This is a genomic window from Streptomyces avidinii (assembly GCF_045161815.1).
In the GTDB taxonomy this organism is placed as follows: domain Bacteria; phylum Actinomycetota; class Actinomycetes; order Streptomycetales; family Streptomycetaceae; genus Streptomyces; species Streptomyces avidinii.
Window position 1 is genome coordinate 5,495,150 of the sequence record NZ_CP108863.1, and the last position, 18,276, is coordinate 5,513,425.

The window sequence follows — 18,276 nt, forward strand, 5'->3', positions numbered from 1 at the left end:
TAGGAACGACCTGGGAAACGGAGGGATACGGTGCGCCGGAGAGTGCGTCTCTACCTGGCGGTCGCGGCAGGCGGATTCAGGCGGTACGCCACCTACGGGACGGCGACAGCGGCCGGGGTGTTCACCAATACCGTGTTCGGGTTCATCGTCGCGTACACGTACATCGCGCTGTGGGACGAGCGTCCCGGACTCGGCGGCTACGACCAGGCACAGGCGCTGACCTTCGTCTGGGTGAGCCAATCGCTGCTGGCCGCCGGTGCCCTGATCGGCGGCGGGTTCCAGGAGGAGCTCCAGGAGCGGATCCGGACGGGCGACATCGCCGTCGACCTGTACCGGCCGGCGGACCTCCAGATGTGGTGGCTCGCGGCCGATCTGGGCCGGGCGGGCTTCCAGTTGCTGGGCCGCGGCGTGGTGCCGCTGGTGGCGGGGGCGCTCGCGTTCCCGCTGGCGCTGCCCGTCGATCCGCTGCGCTGGCTGCTGTTCCTGGTGTCCGTGCTGCTCGCCCTGGTGGTGAGCTTCGCGCTGCGCTACATGGTCGGGCTGGTGGCGTTCTGGCTGATGGACGGGGCGGGCGTCAACATCATGGCCACCGTCACCTCGATCTTCTTCTCCGGGATGCTGCTGCCGCTGACCGTCTTCCCGGGCGGCTTCGGCGAGTTCGTCCGGGCCCTGCCGTGGTCGGCGATGCTCCAGGTTCCGCTGGACGTCCTGCTGGGCAAGCACGCGGGGGCCGGGGGCGCGGCCGGGGCGCTGGGCTTCCAGGCCGGGTGGGCGCTCGTACTGCTGGGAACGGGGCGGCTGTTGCAGTCGGCCGCGACGCGGAAGGTGGTGGTCCAGGGTGGCTGAGGCGGAGGTGGGGGTGGAGACGGAGGTGCAGGCGGTACCGGCGAGGCCGCGGGGGTTCGCCGTGGACGTCGGCCCTGTGCCGATGGAGGGGCGGGTGCGGCGCGGCGGCCCGGTCCGGGAGGGGCTGCGCGGCTACCGGCTGATCGTGGGCATGTGGATCCGCTCCACGATGACGTACCGGACGTCCTTCGTCCTGACGACCGTCGGGCACGCGGCGATCACCCTGCTGGACTTCGTCGCGATCTACATCATGTTCTCCCACGTGGACGCCCTCGGCGGTTTCACGCTGCCCGAGATCGCCCTGCTGTACGGCTCCTGCTCGGCCTCCCTGGGCCTGGCGGACATGCTGCTGGGGAACACCGACCGGATCGGCGCCCGGATCCGCGACGGCTCGCTCGACACGATGCTGGTGCGCCCCGTCCCGGTCCTCGCGCAGGTCGCTGCGGACCGCTTCGCGCTGCGCCGGCTGGGCCGCATCGGGCAGGGGCTGGGCGTGATGGGCTGGGCGGTCTGGACCCTGGACGTGGACTGGACGGCCGGCAAGGTGCTGCTGGTTCCCGGGATGGTCCTCGCCGGGGCGGCGATCTTCGCGGCGGTGATGGTCACCGGCGCGGCCTTCCAGTTCGTGACCGGTGACGCGGCGGAGGTGCAGAACTCCTTCACCTACGGCGGCTGCACGATGCTCCAGTACCCGCCGACGGTCTTCGCGAAGGACCTGCTGCGCGGGGTGACCTTCGTCGTCCCGCTGGCCTTCGTCAACTGGCTGCCCGCACTGCACGTGTTGGGGCGGCCCGATCCGCTGGGGCTGCCCGGGTGGGTCGCGTACCTGAGCCCACTGGTGGCCTTCGTGGTGTTCCTGCCCGCGTCGCTGGCGTGGCGCGCGGGAGTCCGTTCGTACCGAAGCACGGGGAGCTAGAGCTGTGGCGGATGCGCTGATCTCGTTGGACGGGGTCGAGAAGGTCTTTGACGTACGGCGCCGGGTGAGCCTGATGCGCCGGGAGAAACGCCGGGTCAGGGCGGTGGACGGGATCAGTTTCGAGGTCGCCCGCGGTGAGATGGTCGGCTACATCGGGCCGAACGGCGCCGGGAAGTCGACCACGATCAAGATGCTGACGGGCATCCTGACGCCGAGCGGCGGCCGGCTGCGGGTCGCGGGCATCGATCCGGCGCGGGAGCGGATGCGGCTCGCCCACCGGATCGGGGTGGTGTTCGGGCAGCGCACCACGCTGTGGTGGGACCTGCCGCTGAAGGACTCGTACGGGCTGATGCGGCGGCTGTACCGGGTGCCGCGGGCCCGGTTCGAGGAGAACCTGGAGCGCTGCGTGGACCGCCTGGACCTGGGCGAGCTGCTGGACGTGCCGGTACGGCAGTTGTCGCTCGGGCAGCGGATGCGCGGGGACATCGCGGCGGCTCTGCTGCACGATCCGGAGGTGCTGTACCTGGACGAGCCGACGATCGGGCTGGACGTGGTGAGCAAGGCGAAGGTACGGGGCTTCCTGCGGCAGCTGAACGAGGAACTCGGCACGACGGTGCTGCTCACGACGCACGACCTCCAGGACATCGAGCAGCTGTGCGAGCGGGTGATGGTGATCGACCACGGGCGGCTGATGTACGACGGGCCGCTGGGCGGGCTGCACGCGGCGGGGGCGGTGGGGGAGAGCGAGCGCACGCTGGTGGTCGACCTGGAACGGGAGCTCGCGCCGATCAGCGTGGCGGGTGCGCGGGTGGTGAAGGTGGAGGGGCCGCGGCAGTGGCTGGCCTTCCCGGCGGGGGCGTCGGCGGCGCCGCTGGTGGCGGCGGTGGCGGCGGACTACCCGCTGGTGGACCTGTCGGTGCGGGAGCCGGACATCGAGGACGTGATCGCGCGGATGTACGCGGGCCGGGGGTGACACCGGGGGTGATCTCGGGGAAAAGGTGGGGTCGATCTCGGGACGATCTCAGGGGATTGGTCATACAACTCCCCGACAACCCTGCATAGTCTGGTCCGCATGAGTGACGAGCGGCCGGAGAAGCCGTTGCCGGAGCTGAGGGCGTCGGATGCCGACCGGGACCGGGTGGTGGAGCGTCTGCGGGACGCCGTCGCCGAGGGCCGGCTCGACATGGAGGAGTTCGAGGAGCGGCTGGAGGCGGCGTACAAGTCCCGGACGTACGCGGAACTGGAGCCGCTGACGCGGGACCTGCCGGCCCCGGCGGGCGGTCCGGCGGGCCGGCCGTCGACGGCCGCGGAGCCCTGGACGGGCCGGATCGGCGGGGCGGGCTCCTCGACGGCCGCCGTGGCGGTCATGTCGGGCTTCCAGCGCAAGGGCCGGTGGACGGTGCCGGCGCGGTTCGACGCGGTGGCGTTCTGGGGCGGCGGCCAGCTGGACCTGCGCGAGGCGGACTTCGCGCAGCGCGAGGTGGTGATCAACTGCGTCGCGATCATGGGCGGCATCGAGATCACGGTCCCGCCGGGGGTGGAGCTGGACGTCCGCGGCTTCGGCTTCATGGGCGCCTTCGACCAGCGCGACAACCCGGGCCCGTTCGAACCGGGCGCTCCGCGGGTGGTCGTGACGGGCTTCGCCTTCTGGGGCGGCGTGGAGATCAAGGTCAAGCAACGCAAACGCCCCCCGGGCGGCCACTCCCTCCGCAAGGAGCTGTAGCCCTGCGGGGTGCTCGGCGGTGTACGGCCCGGGCCGTGGCCCCGCGCGGGTTGCCCTGCGGGCGGCTGGGGGTGGGTCGGTGCCCCGCACCCCGCCGTTGCACGGGGCTCCGCCCCGGACCCCGCGCCTCAAACGCCGGCGAGGCTTGATGTGGCGGATCCCGGGTGGGTCGGTGCCGCGGCCCCTGCGGGGTGCTCGGCGGTGTGCGGCCGGCCGTGTCCTGGTGTGGGTCGGTGCCCCGCACGAGGGTCTCCTCGGCTCGGCGCGCGCGGCAGTGCCGTGTTGTGCGGCCTGGGTCGCGCCTCGTCCTGCGGGGACCCTCCTGCGTGTCCCCGCCCCACGCCCGGGCTTCGGCAGTACTGGGCATCCCCGACACCGCGGCTGGGACGGCGGAGGGGAGTGGGGACGTGCCGGGGTGTCCCCGCAGGACGAGGCGCGACCGCCCCGAGCATCCCCGAGATGCCCGCGCGCGCCGAGCCGAGGAGACACCCCGGCACGGCCCCACGCACCGACCAGCGCCGACAGGCCCGCACCATCCAGCCTCGCCGGCGATTGAGGCGCGGGTCCGGGCAGCGCCCGGCACACGGCCCGCAGGAGCGCCCGGACTGCTTCCCCCGCGGGAGCGGACGGGCGTGGCGGGAACTCCACCGGCCTCCCGGGAGTCGGATGCTATGCAGACAAAACCGGCGCCCCCGGGGGAAGGCAGGAGCACGTGGAGAACCGCAGCACCACCGGAGGTAACGGCACCACCGGAGGTAACGGCACCACCGGCGGTACCGGCACCGCCCCACCGCCACCACCCACCCGCGGCGCGTTCGTCTTCAGCGCCGCCGACGAGGAGCGCCGCCGCGGGGTCCGGCGGATGAAGACCACCGCGACCGGTCTGCTGATCCTGGTCGCGCTGATCTACGTACTGGCCAAGTACGCCCAGCACTCCTGGGGCGCCGGCGGCTGGGCCGGGTACGTCGCCGCCGCGGCCGAGGCCGGTATGGTCGGCGCGCTCGCGGACTGGTTCGCCGTCACCGCCCTCTTCCGGCACCCGCTCGGCCTGCCCATCCCGCACACCGCGATCATTCCGACCAAGAAGGACCAGCTCGGTGTGTCCCTGGGCGAGTTCGTCGGGGAGAACTTCCTCTCCTCCGACGTGGTCCGGGCCCGCCTCCACGCCCTCGGCATCGGCGGCCGCCTCGGCTCCTGGCTGGCCGAGCCCGAGCACGCCGACCGGGTCACCGCCGAGCTGGCCGCCGCGCTCCGCGGCGCCCTGACCGTGCTGCGCGACTCCGACGTGCAGGCCGTCGTGGGTGAGGCCATCACCCGGCGCGCCGAGAGCGCCGAGATCGCGCCGGGCATCGGCAAGACGCTGGAGCGGGTCGTCGAGGACGGCGGCCACCGCCGCGCCGTCGACCTCATCTGCGCCAAGGCCCATGACTGGCTGGTCACGCACGGGGCCTCGATCACGGACGCGGTCCAGGGCGGCGCCCCCGGCTGGACCCCGCGGTTCGTGGACCGCAAGGTGGGCGAGCGCGTCTACAAGGAGCTGCTCCGCTTCGTGACGGAGATGCGGGACATGCCGGAGCATCCGGCGCGCGCGGCGGTGGACCGGTTCCTGACGGACTTCGCGTCCGACCTCCAGTCGGACACGGAGACCCGCGCGAAGGTGGAACGGCTCAAGTCCGAGATCCTGGCCCGCGACGAGGTCCAGGACGTCATCGCCTCCGCCTGGTCGGCGATCCGCTCGATGATCATCTCGGCGGCGGAGGACGAGCAGAGCGAGCTGCGCCTGCGGGTCCGTGCCTCGCTGATCTCCCTCGGTGCGCGACTGGCCACCGACGGCCGCCTGCAGGCGAAGGTGGAGGGCTGGATCGAGGGCGCGGTCGTCTATGTCGTCACCACCTACCGGACCGAGATCACCTCGCTGATCACGGACACGGTGGCGGGCTGGGACGCCGAGCACACCTCCCGCAAGATCGAGGCCCACATCGGCCGTGACCTGCAGTTCATCCGTATCAACGGAACGGTGGTCGGCGCCCTGGCCGGCCTGATGATCTATACGGTGTCCCGCGCCTTCGGGGCGTAGGGCGGCGGGAGCGGCAGTTCCGGCTGGGCGTGCCCGCGTGCCGTGACCGTCGGGGGTGCGGCGGGCGGCGCCCAGGGAGAGGAGGGCGCACAGCGCGGCGATCACGTCCGCCGGTCTGTCGCGGAGGATCCCCGGCGTCGTGCTGACCACCAGGACCCCGCGGGACTCCAGGCGCAGCCGCCGGAGCAGGGTGGCCTGCCAGGCGTCGCGCGTGTAGTGGTACTCCACGGAGTCGATCTCCAGTGCCACGCCCTCCTCGGGCCAGTACGCGTCCGGGCTGGCGAGGAAGGCCCCGTCCGGGCCGTGGAGGCGGGCGTTCCAGATCGGGGCCGGGAGGTCGGTGGCCGCCAGGGTGTCGCGTGCGCGGCCCTCGGCGATCGAACGGACCCCCGCGACCAGTTCCGCGGCCGCCATCCGCACGGCGGGGCGGCCGCGAAGGCGGCCCGCGCGCAGTTCGGCGTGCAGGTCGTGCGGGTGGCACCAGCCGCCCTGCACGACGTTGGCCAGTACGGAACGCACGAGGTCGAGATCGTCCGTACGGGCCGCGAAGTCCGCGGCGGCCCGGATCGGGCGGGTGCCGGGGACGCCGGAGATGTGGATGGTGGCGGGCCAGCGCGAGGTCGGGCAGGGCCGGACCCGGCCCGCGGCGGCCGGCGAACGCGGGACGCGGACGAGGACGTCCAGCGGTTCGGGCGGGGCGTCGCGGATGCCCAGGAGCGCGAGGGCGGCGCCGCCCGTGAGTGCGGCGGTGGACCCGGAGAGCGGGTCGGCCGCGGGGTGGGCGGCGTACAGGACGGCGGACAGCGCCTGCTGCCGGGTGTCCGGCGGGCCGGTCTGCAGGAGGTACACCCGTGGCAGGAGCCGCTGCCAGGGCCCTCCGCGGCGGCTGCGGCCGCTGATGGTGCCGGCCGGGATCCCGGCCTGCTTGAGCTGGTGGTAGGTGGCCAATGTTCAGCTGGCGCCGGGCGATGCGGGCGAGGGAGCCGGGGCAGGTGATCATGCCCGGGATATGCCCGGTGGGGCGCGCGCGATGCTCAGGCCGCGGGGTGGTTCGGGGCGAGGAAGACGACGACGCCGTTCTGCGTGCCGGGCAGCGGGGTGATCTCGTGCCAGCCCAGGCGCCGGTAGGTGGCGACGGTGTCGGTGGCCACCCGGGCGGTCAGCAGCCAGGCGCGGTCGTCGGGGGCGTCGGCGGTGATCTCGGCGAGCAGGGCGCGCCCGGTGCCGTGTCCGCGCGCGTGCGGGCGTACGGCGAGCTCGTCGATCTCCAGTGCGCCGATGAGCAGTTCCCGTACGCGCGGCCGGCCGAGCTGCGCGGCGACCTGCCCGTACGCACGGTCCCGGGGGAAGGTCCTGGGGGTCAGCCAGGCGGTGGCGAAGCCGTCGATGCCGGCGGGTGACTGGGCGAAGGCGGTACGGAATCCGGTGCGGCGGCTGTCCGCCTGGAGCCGGAGGGAGAACTGGCGAATGGTTTCTTCGTCCTCGTTCCACGGTGGCGCGGAGAAGACCTCGCTGTAGGCGTCGGCCAGTTCGTCCGACAGGTCCAGCACGGCCGGTCCGTAACAGATCACGTTTGCAGCTCCTTGGGCCGGCTTGGGCGTCTTCGGTCGTATCGCCCGTGTAGGAGAGTGAATCTACGCCGGGGAGGTTCCACGGAGGGCACGTGCGCGGATCCGGAGGGTGTGCGACAAATCCGACTTCCGTCCACCGGATCCGGACCGCCCGTATCGCCGCACCCCGGCGCGGCGTTGAACCCGTGTGCGTACTTCTCTCCTGCGCCGGGCCCTGGCCGGGCTCACCGCGTCCGCGGTGGCGTTCTTCATCATCCTGGGCGTCATGGCGGTGCTGCCCCGAGCCGTCCAGGACACGCTGCCGCCCGGCGTCCTCGGCGGCGCGGTCGTGGTCCTCGGGGTGATGGCCGCCCGCCGCTTCACGCGGCGCGCGCGTTAGCCTCGTACGGTCATGTTCGAACGACCGGAGGCCTCCACGATGGCGCAGATCCCTACCTCGGCAATAGCGGCGGCCGGCCTCGTCGGCGGCTACGCCACGGCCCGCTGGACCGGCCGGCGCCCGCTCGGCGGCGTGATCCTCGCGGCCGCCGGCACCCTCGCGGGACGCGAATGGCACCGCCGCACGTCCCCGACGACGACGGCCCTCCTCGGCACGGCCTACGTCGCCGCGTTCGCGGGATCGCACCCCCTGGCGAAGAAGATCGGCGCCTGGCCGGCGGTCTTCACGGCGGCCGCCGCAATGGCCGCAGCCTCGTACGTTGCGGCGGACCGCCGGAACCAGGCCTGAGGGGCTCCGCGCCGGACCCGTCGCTTCAGGGCTTCAGGCGCTTCGGTCGGGGCGCGGTGGCGGGGGAGCGAGGTACGTCGGGGAGCCGTCGCGCGTCAGCGTGATCGAGCGGGCCACCTCCTCCGGCGTCTGGTGCTCCCAGAACCGCAGCACCGTCCAGCCTGTCGCCTCCAGGTGAGCGGTCGTCTCGCGGTCGCGGGACATGTTCTTGTCCAGCTTGGCCCGCCACCATTCGGCATTCGCCTTCGGCTGCGTCGCGTGCGCGGGGCAGCCGTGCCAGAAACAGCCGTCGAGGAAGACGGCGATCTTCGCGCGGGTGAAGGCGATGTCGATGGTGCGGCGGCGTATGCCGGGAACCGGGAAGTTCACGCGGTAGCGGAGGCCGGACGCGTGGAGGAGACGGCGAACGGCCAACTCCTGTGTCGTGTCGCGTGAGGCCTGTCGACTCATACGCGCCGAGACACCGGGGGAGGAGGGGGCAGCACCAGGCATGGACGCATGATGTCAGCCCCCCTCGTCCACCATCGACCCGGACTCAGGTGGTGCTGTGGCACTCCGAGTACGGCTTGCCCGATGTGCACCAGCAGGGGGCCGTGGGGGTCGGGGGCCAGGGGGTGGCCTTGCCGCGGGCGGCCAGGGTCGTGGCGTACTCGGCCAGGAGGGACGGGGAGGCCGGAGAGGTCTTCTCCGACGCCGCGAAGGCCTCGTAGGACGGGACGCTCGCCGTGACGATGCCGAGGTTCGTGGTGCCCGAGGCGGCCAGGGCGCGCAGGGAGGTCTCGATGTCCCTCAGGTGGGCCTCGTGCGAGGGGTACTCGGAGGCGAGGGTCGGGTAGCTGGTCAGCAGCTCGGACAGTTCGCGCTGCGGCCAGTGCAGGATCGCCACCGGGAAGGGGCGGGAGAGGGCCGCACGGCGGTCGCCCAGTTCGGCGCGCAGGCGGGCGATCTCCGCGCGCAGCTCGGTGGGGTCGTCGGAGCCCAGGGCCCAGATGCGCTTCGGGTCGTGGAGCTCGTCGAGGGGGATCGGGCCGATGTGGCGGGTGTCCGCGACCATGTCCCAGTCGTCGTGCGGGCGTCCGAGGAGGCGGCGTACGCGGTGGCGGCCGGTGAGGAGCGCGGTGGTGGCCGGGGTCAGCGGGTCGTCCTCCGCGATGAGGAGGGTGGCCGCCTCGGTGAAGCAGTCGTGCGAGGCCTCCAACTCGTCGTGAGCCTCCAGGGCTTCCGCGATGACCTCCCACGGCGCCGGGTCCTTGGGCGAGGCGGCACGGATGCCCGAGATGAGGGCGCGGGCCTCCGCCTCGTGGCCGTACTCCCAGAGGTTGGCCGCCTGCAGGGCCTTGACCAGGTGGGGGTCGGACGGGGAGGAGGAGAGGAGTTGGTCGTACAGGGCACTCGCCCGGTCGCGTGCGTCGGCCAGTTCGAGGTGGGCCGCGGCCTGGAGGAGCAAGGGCTCCTGGTCCTCGGGGTAGCGGGTCGCCGTGCGGATGAGGCGCTCGGCTTCGGCGATGTGCTCGGCAGGCGTGTCGGGGCGCATGGTTCACACCGTACTGCCCTGGTCAGTTGACGGGGGAGGACTTAGGGTGCCGCCCGTGCGAGATCGCGTACCCGTGGTGGTGCAGGGGGGCGGCCGGCGTGGGCGCCGGGCCGGTCTCGCCGGTGTGCTGTGGGCGTCCGCCGAGCTGATCGTCACCATGGGCGTGGTGGTCCTGTTACTGGTGGTGCACCAGGTGTGGTGGACCAACCGGCAGGCGGTGGCCGCCGCGCACGAGCAGGTGCGGGCACTGGAGCGGGCCTGGGGCGGCGCCGACCCCGCCGCGGGGTCTCCTTCGGAGGCTCCCGCCGGTGTCGATCCGGGGCCCGGGTCCGGGGGTGCGGAGGTGCCGGTGGCCGGGCGTGTTCCGGACCCGGCCGCGACCCGGGCCGCCGGGTCCGCGGAGCGGGAGGACCGGGAGGTCCGGCAGGGCCGGGAGAGCGGGGCGTACGCCGTCCTGCGCATCCCGCGGCTGGGCCTGGTCGTCCCCGTCGCGCAGGGGGTCGACAAGCGGGCCGTCCTGGACAAGGGCTACGCCGGGCAGTACCCGGGGACCGCCGGGCCCGGGGCGCAGGGGAACTTCGCGCTGGCCGGGCACCGCAACACCCACGGCGAGCCGTTCCGGTACATCAACCGGCTGCGGGCGGGCGACGAGCTGATCGTCGACATGCGGGGGCGCCGCTACACGTACGTGGTCGGGAAGGTCCTGAGCCAGACCACCGAGCGGGACACCGGGGTGATCGCGCCCGTGCCGCGGAGCGTGGTGAAGCCGGACCAGGGGTACGGCGAGCCGGGCGCCTACATCACGCTCACCACCTGCACGCCCGAGTACAGCTCGAAGTACCGGCTCGTGGTCTGGGGGACCCTCAAGGCCTCCTAGACGTCGCAGGCGTCCTGGGCCTCCAAGGCCTCCAAGGCCTCCAAGGCCTCCAAGGCCTCCAAGGCCTCCAAGGCGTCCGAGGCGGCCGAGGCGTCCTGGCCGACGGCGTTGTCGGTGGGCCCGGCTACCATCGGTCTCGTACTCGTACGGGAGTTCGTGCGCGGGAGTGGAGAGGAGGAGGTCCGTATGGCTCGGCAGCAACGACAGCGTCGAGGCGGCGGCCTGCTGCCCTTCGCGCTGTTCGCCCGGACCTCGCGGGTCCTCGCCGTGCTGCTCCCGATCGTGCTGCTCGGGGGTCTCCTCGGGCTGTTCGCCGGGGAGGGCGGGCTGGGCGCCGTGGTGGTCGCCCTCACGGCCACCGTCGCCGTGGGCACCGCGGCCCTGGCCGCCGCCGCGCGGCTCGTGCGGCCCGTGCCGCCGCACCGAATACGCACCGCGATCCGTGATCGCGAGCAGCGCACGGCCTTCCTGCCGCAGCGCGATCCCGATGCCTCGGGCCGGTCGCGGCCCAGGGCGCCCGGCCGTCTCGTCCCGACGGCCGCGTAGGGGCGCGCAGCACATCCCGCCTTCTGCTGACTGATCACTGCTGTCGCCCCTCGCGGGTCGTCACGCCGAAATGCATCTCTTTCGACGTTCGACGAGACCCTTCGGAGGGCCCGCGTGTCCGTTTTCACCCACCTTGTTGCTGAGCTGGGCCGGCTTCTCGAGCCGGTGCTGGCGCAGTCCGCGACCGCTGCCGCGATCGTGCTGTTCACCGTGCTCGTACGGCTCGCCCTGCATCCGCTGAGCCGGGCCGCGTTCCGCGGGGCGACCCCGGCGGCGGGGTGCCTGCCGGTGCTGCTGCAGCTGCCGGTGTTCTTCGTGATGTACCACGCGTTCTCCTCCGCCGAGGTGGGCGGGAAGGCCAACGAGCTGCTCGGGCACCGGCTCTTCGCCGCGCCGCTCGGGTCCCGGTGGACCGATGCGCTCGGCGAGGGCGGCCTGTTCGGGGCGCAGGGGCTGGTGTTCCTCGGCCTGTTCGCGGCGATCGCGGTGGTGGCCGCGTGGAGTGCGGTGCGGGGGCGCCGGACGGCCGCCGCGGTCGCGGCTGCCACCGCCGCTGCCCCTGCGAAGGCCGCTGCCGCCAAGAAGCCCGGGGCGCGCGCCGGCGTCGGGGCGGGGGTCATGGCCGAGGTGAGCGCCGAGCAGCAGGAAGTCATGCGCAAGCTGGGCGGCGTACTGCCCCTGCTCTCCTTCGGGACGCTGATCACCGCCGCCGTGGTGCCACTGGCCGCCGGGCTCTACCTGGTGACCACCACCGCGTGGTCGGTGGCGGAGCGGGCCTGGCTCCAGTACCGCAAGGAGCGCGCGGAGCAGCGGTCGGAGCAGCGCGCGGACCAGCCGGTGGACGGAGGCATGCGTTCCAGTCTGTGAACAGGGTCTTGCGGATTGGGTGGCCATCTTGGAGGATCGACCAAATCCTCCGATGGCCGCAACCCATCGGCCGGCCCGGGGCACGCCCATGGGCCGACCACCCACGACCACGGGAGAATGCCCATGAAGCTGCTGCGTGTCGGACCCGTAGGGTCGGAGCGCCCCGCGCTGCTCGACCAGGACGGCACCCTGCGTGACCTGTCCGGCCTGATCACGGATGTGGACGGGGCCCTGCTCGCCGACGACACCGTGCTGACCCGGGTGCGGGACGCGGCCGATTCCGGCGAGCTTCCGGTGCTGGGCGCCGAGGGTCTGCGGATCGGTGCGCCGGTGGGCCGGATCGGCAAGGTCGTGGGCATCGGCCTGAACTACTTCGGGCACGCGGCCGAGATCGGCGCGGAGCCGCCGGCCGAGCCGATCCTGTTCCTGAAGGCCGCGGACACCGTGGTCGGCCCCGACGACACCGTGCTGATCCCGCGCGGCAGCGTGAAGACCGACTGGGAGGCGGAGCTCGGCGTCGTCATCGGCAGCACCGCGCGCTACCTGGACTCCGCGGAGCAGGGGCTCGCGCACGTCGGCGGCTACGTGCTGGTCAACGACGTCTCGGAGCGCGAGTTCCAGATCGAACGCGGCGGCACCTGGGACAAGGGCAAGAACTGCGAGACCTTCACCCCGCTCGGCCCGTGGCTGGTCACGGCCGACGAGGTACCGGACCCGCAGGCCCTGGACGTGAAGCTGTGGGTCAACGGCGAGCTCAAGCAGGACGGCAACACCGCGGACCAGATCTTCCCGGTCGGCGACGTCGTCCGGTACCTGAGCCACTTCATGACCCTGTACCCGGGCGATGTCATCGTCACCGGTACGCCGGCGGGCGTGGCCATGGGCCAGCCGGAGCCGAAGCCGTACCTGCGCGCCGGTGACGTCGTGGAGGTGGAGATCGAGGGTCTCGGCCGTCAGCGCCAGGAGTTCAAGGGCGCGTAGCGGCGGAACAGGGGAGGGGACGGGAGGGGCGGGGCCGCCGGTGGCGGCCCCGCCCCTCCCGTGCGTGCGGGTGCGGAGCCCGAGGGCCCGTCCGCCCGCACGGGCGTCACTCCGCGGCGGGAATCTCCACCACCACACCCTCCTGGGACGACCGGCGGGCCGCCTCCAGTACGTCGAGGCACCGCGCGGCCTCGTGCGCCGTCACCGGCGCGGGCCCGCCCGTGCGCAGTGCGGCCTCCACCGCCGCGTAGTACGCCGGGTAGTCGCCCTGCTCCGTCGGCACCGGGATCCCGCCGCCGGTCAGCGGCGACTCGCCGGAGCCCAGCCGCCCCCACAGGTGCGGGGGCTCCTCGCCCCAGGGCAGATCCCCGCCCGGCCGCAGCCCGTCGCGCAGGGCGCCCTCCTGCGGGTCGAGGCCGTACTTCACGTACCCGGCCCGGGAGCCCAGGACGCGCAGCCGCGGCCCGAGCTGGGCGGTGGTCGCGCTGACGTAGAGGTGGGAGCGGACCCCGTTCGCGTGCGTGATCGCGATGAAGGTGTCGTCGTCGGTCTCGGCGCCCGGGCGGCGTACGTCGGTCTCCGCGTAGACCCGTACCGCCGGGCCGAACAGCACGAGGGCCTGGTCGACGACATGGCTGCCGAGGTCGTACAGCAGGCCGCCGATCTCCTCCGGGGCGCCCGACTCGCGCCAGCCGCCCTTCAGCTGCGGGCGCCAGCGCTCGAAACGGGACTCGAAGCGCTGGACCTCGCCCAGTTCGTCATCGGCGAGCAGACGGCGCAGGGTCAGGAAGTCGTTGTCCCAGCGCCGGTTCTGGAAGACGGAGAGGAAGGTTCCGCTGCGGTCCGCGAGGGCGGCGAGCGCGCGGGCCTCGGCGGCCGTGGCGGCGAGCGGCTTGTCCACGACGACCGGGATGCCGGCTTCGAGGGCGGTGGTGGCGAGCGGGACGTGCGTACGGTTGGGGGAGGCGATCACGACGAGGTCGAGGTCCCGGTCCCACAGCTCGGCGGCGGTGGCGGCGATGCGGACGTCGGGGAACTCCGCTCGGGCCCGGGCCTGCCGGTCCGGGTCGGAGGTGACGACGGTGTCGAGGGCGAGCCCGTCCGTGGCGGCCACGAGGGGGGCGTGGAAGACGGAGCCGGCGAGTCCGTAGCCGATGAGGCCGACACGGAGGGGTGCGGGGGAGGCGGGGGAGGCGGGGTTGCTCATGGAGCCACTTTGGCAACAGTGTTGCCGAAGTGCAAGGAAGGTGGACAATGGACTCGTGAACAGGGGTAGCGGGGACGGACGCGGCGGGGTGAACCTGCCGGCGCTGCGCGGGTACAACGAGGCGCTGATGCTGGATCTGCTGCGCGGCGCGGGCCCGGCCGGCCTGGGCCGCGCCGAGCTGGCGGCCCGTACGGGACTCACCCCGCAGGCCGTCAGCAAGATCACGGCCCGGCTCGGCGCGGACGGGCTGGTCGCCGAGGCCGGGCGAGCCGCGTCCACCGGCGGCAAACCGCGCACCCTGCTCCGGCTGGTGCCGGACGTGCATCACGCCGTCGGAGTGCACCTGGACCGCGACGAGCTCCGGGCGGTACGGGTGGACCTGGCGGGCCGCGTCGTCGCCGAGACCAGTGGCCCGCTGGACTTCGGGGCCGGCCCGGAGGCGGTGGTGGAGGCCGTCGTACGGGCGGTCGCGAGGGTCGAAGACCCGGCCGGGCTGCCGCCCCTGGGCGTCGGGGTGGCCGCACCGGGGCCGCTCGACCACCGGGCCGGGACGATGGGGCGGGTGACGGGGTACCCGAGCTGGAAGGGCTTTCCGCTGCGGGGGGTGCTCCAGGGGCGGCTGGGCATGCCGGTGCTGCTGGACAAGGACACGAACGCCGGTGCGGCCGCGGCTGCCGGGGCGTGGCTCCTGGCCGCCTGGCCGGATGGGGATGCGGATGCGGATATGGACGCGGATGCGGTTGCCGGGCGGGACGCGGATGGCGGGCCGTACGCGTACGCGGATGCCGTTAGAGGGCCCCGCACCTGCGTGTACCTGCACGTCGGGACCGGGCTCGGCGCGGGGTTGTGGCTGGGCGGCGGGGTCTACCGCGGTGAGCGCTCGGCGGCGGGGGAGTTCGGGCACCAGGTGATCCTGCTGGACGGCCCGCCGTGCCGGTGCGGGGCGCGCGGTTGCGTGGAGGCGCTGTGCCTGGGGGCGGTGGCCCGGGGCGATCTTCCCGAGGCGGCGCGGATCCTGGGCGAGGCTGCGGCCAATCTGGTGGCGCTGCTGGATGTGGACCGTGTGCTGCTCGGGGGGCGTGTGGTGGCGGCGGCGCCGGACGTGTTCGTGGCCGGGGTCGGGGCCGTTCTCGCGGCCCGCGCGCTGGATCCGGCCCGGCCGGTGGTCGCCCTGGCGGGGGCGGGGGTGGCGGAGGGGGCGGCGGAGTTGGCGCTCGGGCCGGTGTTCGGGCGGGCGGGGTGACGTGGTGCGGGTGCGGGTGCGGTGTGCCGGGTGCGGCGCCGTTGCCGGGGGCGCTGCCCCCGGACCCCCGCGCCTCAAGCGCCGGCGGGGCTGAAAGATTGCCTCAAGCGCCGGCGGGGCCGGGTTTGCCGGCGGGGCTGGATTGGCGGGGTGGGGTTGACCCTTGCGGCATTCGGGCGTAAACCGGAACGACTCAGGCGTGGCTCCCCGGGAGGGGTTGCGCGGGGGTGGCAGGGTGCGGGCAGGGCCGGGGTGATTGTCACCTGGTCCGATCATCGTCCCGTCCGGCGAGCAGCGAAGGTCTTCCATGCGACTGCGCAAAGCCCTTGCCCTCACCGCCGTGTTCTCCGCCGCCCTGGTCGCCGTCACCGCGCCCACCGCCGGGGCCGACATCGGTGCGGGCGGTGGCCGTCCCGCGCCCGCGCTGCCCTCCCGTACACAGGCCACCTGCGGCGACGGGAAGAGCACCGCCTTCCCCATCGGGGCGCGCATCCGCGGCGGTCCGCCCGTGTACCGCACCGGTGCCGGGCCGCAGACCTGGTACCTGGACCTGACCAACACCACGAACTCCGAGTGCACGGCCATCCACCCGATCGTCGTCTTCACGGACAAGGCCCGCACCCTGCGCCCCGCCCACCTGCGCATGGACTTCGACGCCCCGGGCGGTACCTTCCCCGTCAGCCTGGAGCGGAGCGACCGCGACGAGATCATCGCCGTCTTCGACGGCGGTGACGCCTTCCCCGGGTTCTCCGTCGGTCCCGGCGGGTCCCTCACCGTCAAGGTGGGCCTCGCCTTCGCCCCCGACGCCCCCGTCGGCGAGGTCGTCGCCGACGCGGCCCTCGTCCAGCGCGAGGGTGACGACGGTGACTGGATCGGCGAGGCCGGCGGCTACCGGTTCTCGGTCGAGGGCCCGGCCGATCCCGTCGAGGCGGGCTCCCTCGCCCACACCGGCCCCCGCGAGTGGGCGTACGGCGCCGGGGCCGTGGCCGCGCTCGCCACCGGAGGCGGGCTGCTGCTGGGCGCCCGGCGGCTGCGCCGTTCCATGAGCTGAACGCGGCCGTCCGCCGGTGGCCGCTCCGCGCCCCCGTGCCCACGCCGCTCCGGGCGCCCCGCATAGAGTCCCATCGTGGAAGAACAGACCCATCGTCACCGCCCCGGCTCGCCCGTCCGTTCCGGTATTCCCGAGCACGGCCGCATCCCCAAGTACTACGCCGTCAAGGCCCGGATCTCCGAGCTCCTCGACGAGCTCGGCGAGGGCGGCGCGCTGCCCACCGAGCGTGATCTCGCCGAGCGGTACGAGGTGTCCCGCGAGACCGTCCGCCAGGCCCTGCGCGAGCTGCTGCTGGAGGGCCGGCTGCGCCGCTCCGGCCGCGGGACCGTCGCCGCCGGGCCCAAGCTGGAGCAGCCCCTCTCCCTCGCCAGCTACACCGAGGGCGTGCGCCGCCAGGGCCGCCGTCCGGGCCGTCACCTCATCGGCCTGGAGCAGTTCCGCTGCCCGCCCGACGTCGCTCCCGGTATCGGCGCCGAGCCCGGCGAGCCCGTCTGGCACCTGGAGCGGGTCCTGCTCGCCGACGACGAGCGCGTCGGCCTGGAGAGCACGTACATCCGGGTGGCGCGGGCCCCGCGCCTGGACGTCGATTTCCAGCCCGACTCATCCTTCTACGGGTACCTCCGCGACAGCCTCGGCATCTCCTTCGGCGAGGCCGACGAGAAGCTGGAGACGGTCCTCGCGACCCCCCGCGAAGCCCTGCTGATCGGCACCCCTCCCGCCCTCCCCATGCTGCTCATCCACCGCTTCTCGCGGGACCAGGACGGCCGGCCGCTGGAGCGGGTCCGTTCGCTCTACCGTGGTGATCGGTTCAGCTTCACGACCCGCCTGCGCGCCGAATAGCGCAGGATCCATCCCTCCGTACCGGGCATAGTGGGGCGTATTTCCATCACGGAAAGGTAACGGGTCTAGTCCAAGTGTCGAGGTCTGTTCACCGGCGCGTTGCCGGGCCGATCCTCCCGGGTCACGGGCCGCACCCACCGTTGCCGACGTGAGAGTCATAGTCGTCGGAGGCGGCGTGGTCGGTACCATGCACGCCTGGCAAGCAGTCGAACGCGGCCACGAGGTCGTCCAGATCGAGCGAGAAGCGGAGGCCCGCGGCGCGTCGCTGCGCAATTTCGGCCAGATCTGGGTCAGCGGACGGGCCGGGGGCGAGGAGCTCGACACCGCCCTGCGGGCCCGCGAGCTCTGGGAACGCATCGGCGCGGAGGTGCCCGGCCTGGGCTTCCGCGCCAACGGCTCCCTCACCCCCGTCCGCACCCCCCGCGAACTCGCGGTCGCCGAGGCGGCCCTGGCCCGCCCGGACGCCGCCGCCCGCGGCTACAAGCTGGTCACCGCGGCCGAGGCGCGGGAGATCAACCCGGCGCTGCGCGGCGCCTTCGAGGCCGCCCTGTGGTGCGAGCGGGACGCGGCCGTCGAGCCGCGCACCGCGCAGCTCCACCTGCGCGAGGCCCTGCGCGCCTCCGGCCGCTACACCTTCCTCACCGGCCGCGAGGTCCGCGAGGTGGTCGGCCGCGCCGCCGTCCGCGACGACCACGGCGACGTGCACCGCGCCGACGCGGTGGTCCTGGCCACCGGCGCCTGGCTGTCCGGCCTGGTCCGCGAACTGGCCCCCGACCTGCCCGTGCGCCGCGTCCGCCTCCAGATGATGCAGACCGACCCGCTCGGCGAACGGCTGACGACCTCGATCGCGGACGCCGACAGCTTCCGCTACTACCCGGCCTACACGTCCCCGGCGCTCGACGTCCTCAACGCCGAGCAGGAGCAGGCGCCGATCGCCGCCGCGCACAAGATGCAGCTGCTGATGGTCCAGCGCCGGGACGGCGGACTGACCATCGGCGACACCCACGAGTACGAGCACCCCTTCGCCTTCGACACCCTCGAAGACCCCTACGAGCACGTCGCCGCCGTGGCCGAGTCCTTCCTGGGCCGCCCGCTGCCGAGGATCCGCCGCCGCTGGGCGGGCGTGTACGCGCAGTGCACCGACACCACCCGCGTCGTCCACCGCCAGCAGGTGGCCGACGACGTCTGGCTGGTGACCGGACCCGGCGGGCGCGGCATGACCTGCTCGCCCGCCATGGCCGAGACCACCGCGAACGAACTGGGCTGGTAA

19 protein-coding genes are annotated in these 18,276 nt (G+C 73.6%); 15 read left to right on the forward strand and 4 right to left on the reverse strand.

Going from position 1 to position 18,276, the window contains the following annotated elements; translation table 11 throughout:
- The first annotated feature begins 42 nt into the window (after nucleotides 1-42).
- The 5 genes from OG373_RS24635 (at nucleotide 43) to OG373_RS24655 (ending at nucleotide 5,562) form a co-directional block, all read left to right on the forward strand.
- Nucleotides 43-846 carry an ABC transporter permease gene (locus tag OG373_RS24635; RefSeq protein ID WP_405440353.1) on the forward strand — a complete coding sequence of 268 codons (804 nt, stop codon included), beginning with the start codon at nucleotides 43-45 and terminating at the stop codon, nucleotides 844-846.
- Between the two features lie 82 nt (nucleotides 847-928).
- Nucleotides 929-1,762 (forward strand): ABC transporter permease, encoded by an 834-nt coding sequence (locus tag OG373_RS24640; protein ID WP_405444190.1) that lies wholly within the window; start codon nucleotides 929-931, stop codon nucleotides 1,760-1,762.
- A 4-nt stretch (nucleotides 1,763-1,766) separates the two neighbouring features.
- Nucleotides 1,767-2,735, forward strand: a complete 969-nt coding sequence (locus OG373_RS24645) for an ATP-binding cassette domain-containing protein (protein WP_405440354.1) — start codon at nucleotides 1,767-1,769, stop codon at nucleotides 2,733-2,735.
- 99 nt (nucleotides 2,736-2,834) lie between these two features.
- The gene (locus OG373_RS24650; protein WP_405440356.1) at nucleotides 2,835-3,485 is read left to right on the forward strand and encodes a DUF1707 domain-containing protein; all 651 of its coding nucleotides are present in this window, start codon (nucleotides 2,835-2,837) and stop codon (nucleotides 3,483-3,485) included.
- 712 nt (nucleotides 3,486-4,197) lie between these two features.
- A complete protein-coding gene (locus tag OG373_RS24655; RefSeq protein ID WP_405440358.1) occupies nucleotides 4,198-5,562 on the forward strand; it encodes a DUF445 domain-containing protein in 1,365 nt (454 codons plus the stop codon).
- A gap of 1,034 nt (nucleotides 5,563-6,596) precedes the next feature.
- Here the strand turns inward: OG373_RS24655 and OG373_RS24660 are convergent.
- Nucleotides 6,597-7,133 (reverse strand): GNAT family N-acetyltransferase, encoded by a 537-nt coding sequence (locus OG373_RS24660; RefSeq protein ID WP_405440359.1) that lies wholly within the window; start codon nucleotides 7,131-7,133, stop codon nucleotides 6,597-6,599.
- Nucleotides 7,134-7,320: 187 nt separating this feature from the next.
- Between OG373_RS24660 and OG373_RS24665 the strand changes: the two genes are divergently transcribed.
- Both OG373_RS24665 and OG373_RS24670 read left to right on the forward strand, forming a co-directional pair.
- Nucleotides 7,321-7,512, forward strand: coding sequence for a hypothetical protein (locus OG373_RS24665; protein ID WP_405440361.1), 192 nt, complete (start codon nucleotides 7,321-7,323; stop codon nucleotides 7,510-7,512).
- Nucleotides 7,513-7,524: 12 nt separating this feature from the next.
- Entirely contained in the window at nucleotides 7,525-7,860 is a 336-nt protein-coding gene (locus tag OG373_RS24670) for a hypothetical protein (RefSeq protein WP_405440362.1), read from the forward strand.
- A 33-nt stretch (nucleotides 7,861-7,893) separates the two neighbouring features.
- On the opposite strand, the gene OG373_RS24675 is transcribed toward OG373_RS24670, so the two are convergent.
- Both OG373_RS24675 and OG373_RS24680 read right to left on the reverse strand, forming a co-directional pair.
- Entirely contained in the window at nucleotides 7,894-8,352 is a 459-nt protein-coding gene (locus OG373_RS24675) for a very short patch repair endonuclease (protein WP_405440363.1), read from the reverse strand.
- A 43-nt stretch (nucleotides 8,353-8,395) separates the two neighbouring features.
- Nucleotides 8,396-9,394, reverse strand: a complete 999-nt coding sequence (locus tag OG373_RS24680) for a tetratricopeptide repeat protein (protein ID WP_405440365.1) — start codon at nucleotides 9,392-9,394, stop codon at nucleotides 8,396-8,398.
- A gap of 55 nt (nucleotides 9,395-9,449) precedes the next feature.
- Here OG373_RS24680 and OG373_RS24685 point away from each other — a divergent pair, with 55 nt between their 5' ends.
- The 4 genes from OG373_RS24685 to OG373_RS24700 all read left to right on the forward strand — a co-directional run bounded on the left by OG373_RS24685 (nucleotide 9,450) and on the right by OG373_RS24700 (nucleotide 12,665).
- A complete protein-coding gene (locus OG373_RS24685) occupies nucleotides 9,450-10,271 on the forward strand; it encodes a class E sortase (protein ID WP_405440367.1) in 822 nt (273 codons plus the stop codon).
- A gap of 186 nt (nucleotides 10,272-10,457) precedes the next feature.
- Complete coding sequence (locus tag OG373_RS24690) at nucleotides 10,458-10,817, forward strand: DUF6412 domain-containing protein (protein ID WP_405440368.1); 360 nt, start codon at nucleotides 10,458-10,460, stop codon at nucleotides 10,815-10,817.
- Nucleotides 10,818-10,931: 114 nt separating this feature from the next.
- Nucleotides 10,932-11,684, forward strand: a complete 753-nt coding sequence (locus tag OG373_RS24695) for a YidC/Oxa1 family membrane protein insertase (RefSeq protein ID WP_405440369.1) — start codon at nucleotides 10,932-10,934, stop codon at nucleotides 11,682-11,684.
- Nucleotides 11,685-11,807: 123 nt separating this feature from the next.
- Complete coding sequence (locus tag OG373_RS24700; protein WP_405440371.1) at nucleotides 11,808-12,665, forward strand: fumarylacetoacetate hydrolase family protein; 858 nt, start codon at nucleotides 11,808-11,810, stop codon at nucleotides 12,663-12,665.
- 106 nt (nucleotides 12,666-12,771) lie between these two features.
- Here the strand turns inward: OG373_RS24700 and OG373_RS24705 are convergent, their stop codons facing one another.
- Nucleotides 12,772-13,872, reverse strand: a complete 1,101-nt coding sequence (locus OG373_RS24705; protein WP_405440372.1) for a Gfo/Idh/MocA family oxidoreductase — start codon at nucleotides 13,870-13,872, stop codon at nucleotides 12,772-12,774.
- On the opposite strand from OG373_RS24705, the gene OG373_RS24710 reads away from it, so the two are divergent.
- The 4 genes from OG373_RS24710 (at nucleotide 13,871) to OG373_RS24725 (ending at nucleotide 18,276) form a co-directional block, all read left to right on the forward strand.
- Nucleotides 13,871-15,115 carry an ROK family protein gene (locus tag OG373_RS24710; RefSeq protein WP_405440374.1) on the forward strand — a complete coding sequence of 415 codons (1,245 nt, stop codon included), beginning with the start codon at nucleotides 13,871-13,873 and terminating at the stop codon, nucleotides 15,113-15,115. The genes OG373_RS24705 and OG373_RS24710 overlap by 2 nt on opposite strands.
- Before the next feature lie 307 nt (nucleotides 15,116-15,422).
- On the forward strand, nucleotides 15,423-16,166 hold the full coding sequence (locus OG373_RS24715; RefSeq protein ID WP_405440375.1) for a hypothetical protein: 744 nt from the start codon (nucleotides 15,423-15,425) through the stop codon (nucleotides 16,164-16,166).
- A gap of 75 nt (nucleotides 16,167-16,241) precedes the next feature.
- Nucleotides 16,242-17,006 carry a GntR family transcriptional regulator gene (locus tag OG373_RS24720; protein ID WP_405440377.1) on the forward strand — a complete coding sequence of 255 codons (765 nt, stop codon included), beginning with the start codon at nucleotides 16,242-16,244 and terminating at the stop codon, nucleotides 17,004-17,006.
- 148 nt (nucleotides 17,007-17,154) lie between these two features.
- On the forward strand, nucleotides 17,155-18,276 hold the full coding sequence (locus OG373_RS24725; RefSeq protein WP_405440379.1) for a TIGR03364 family FAD-dependent oxidoreductase: 1,122 nt from the start codon (nucleotides 17,155-17,157) through the stop codon (nucleotides 18,274-18,276).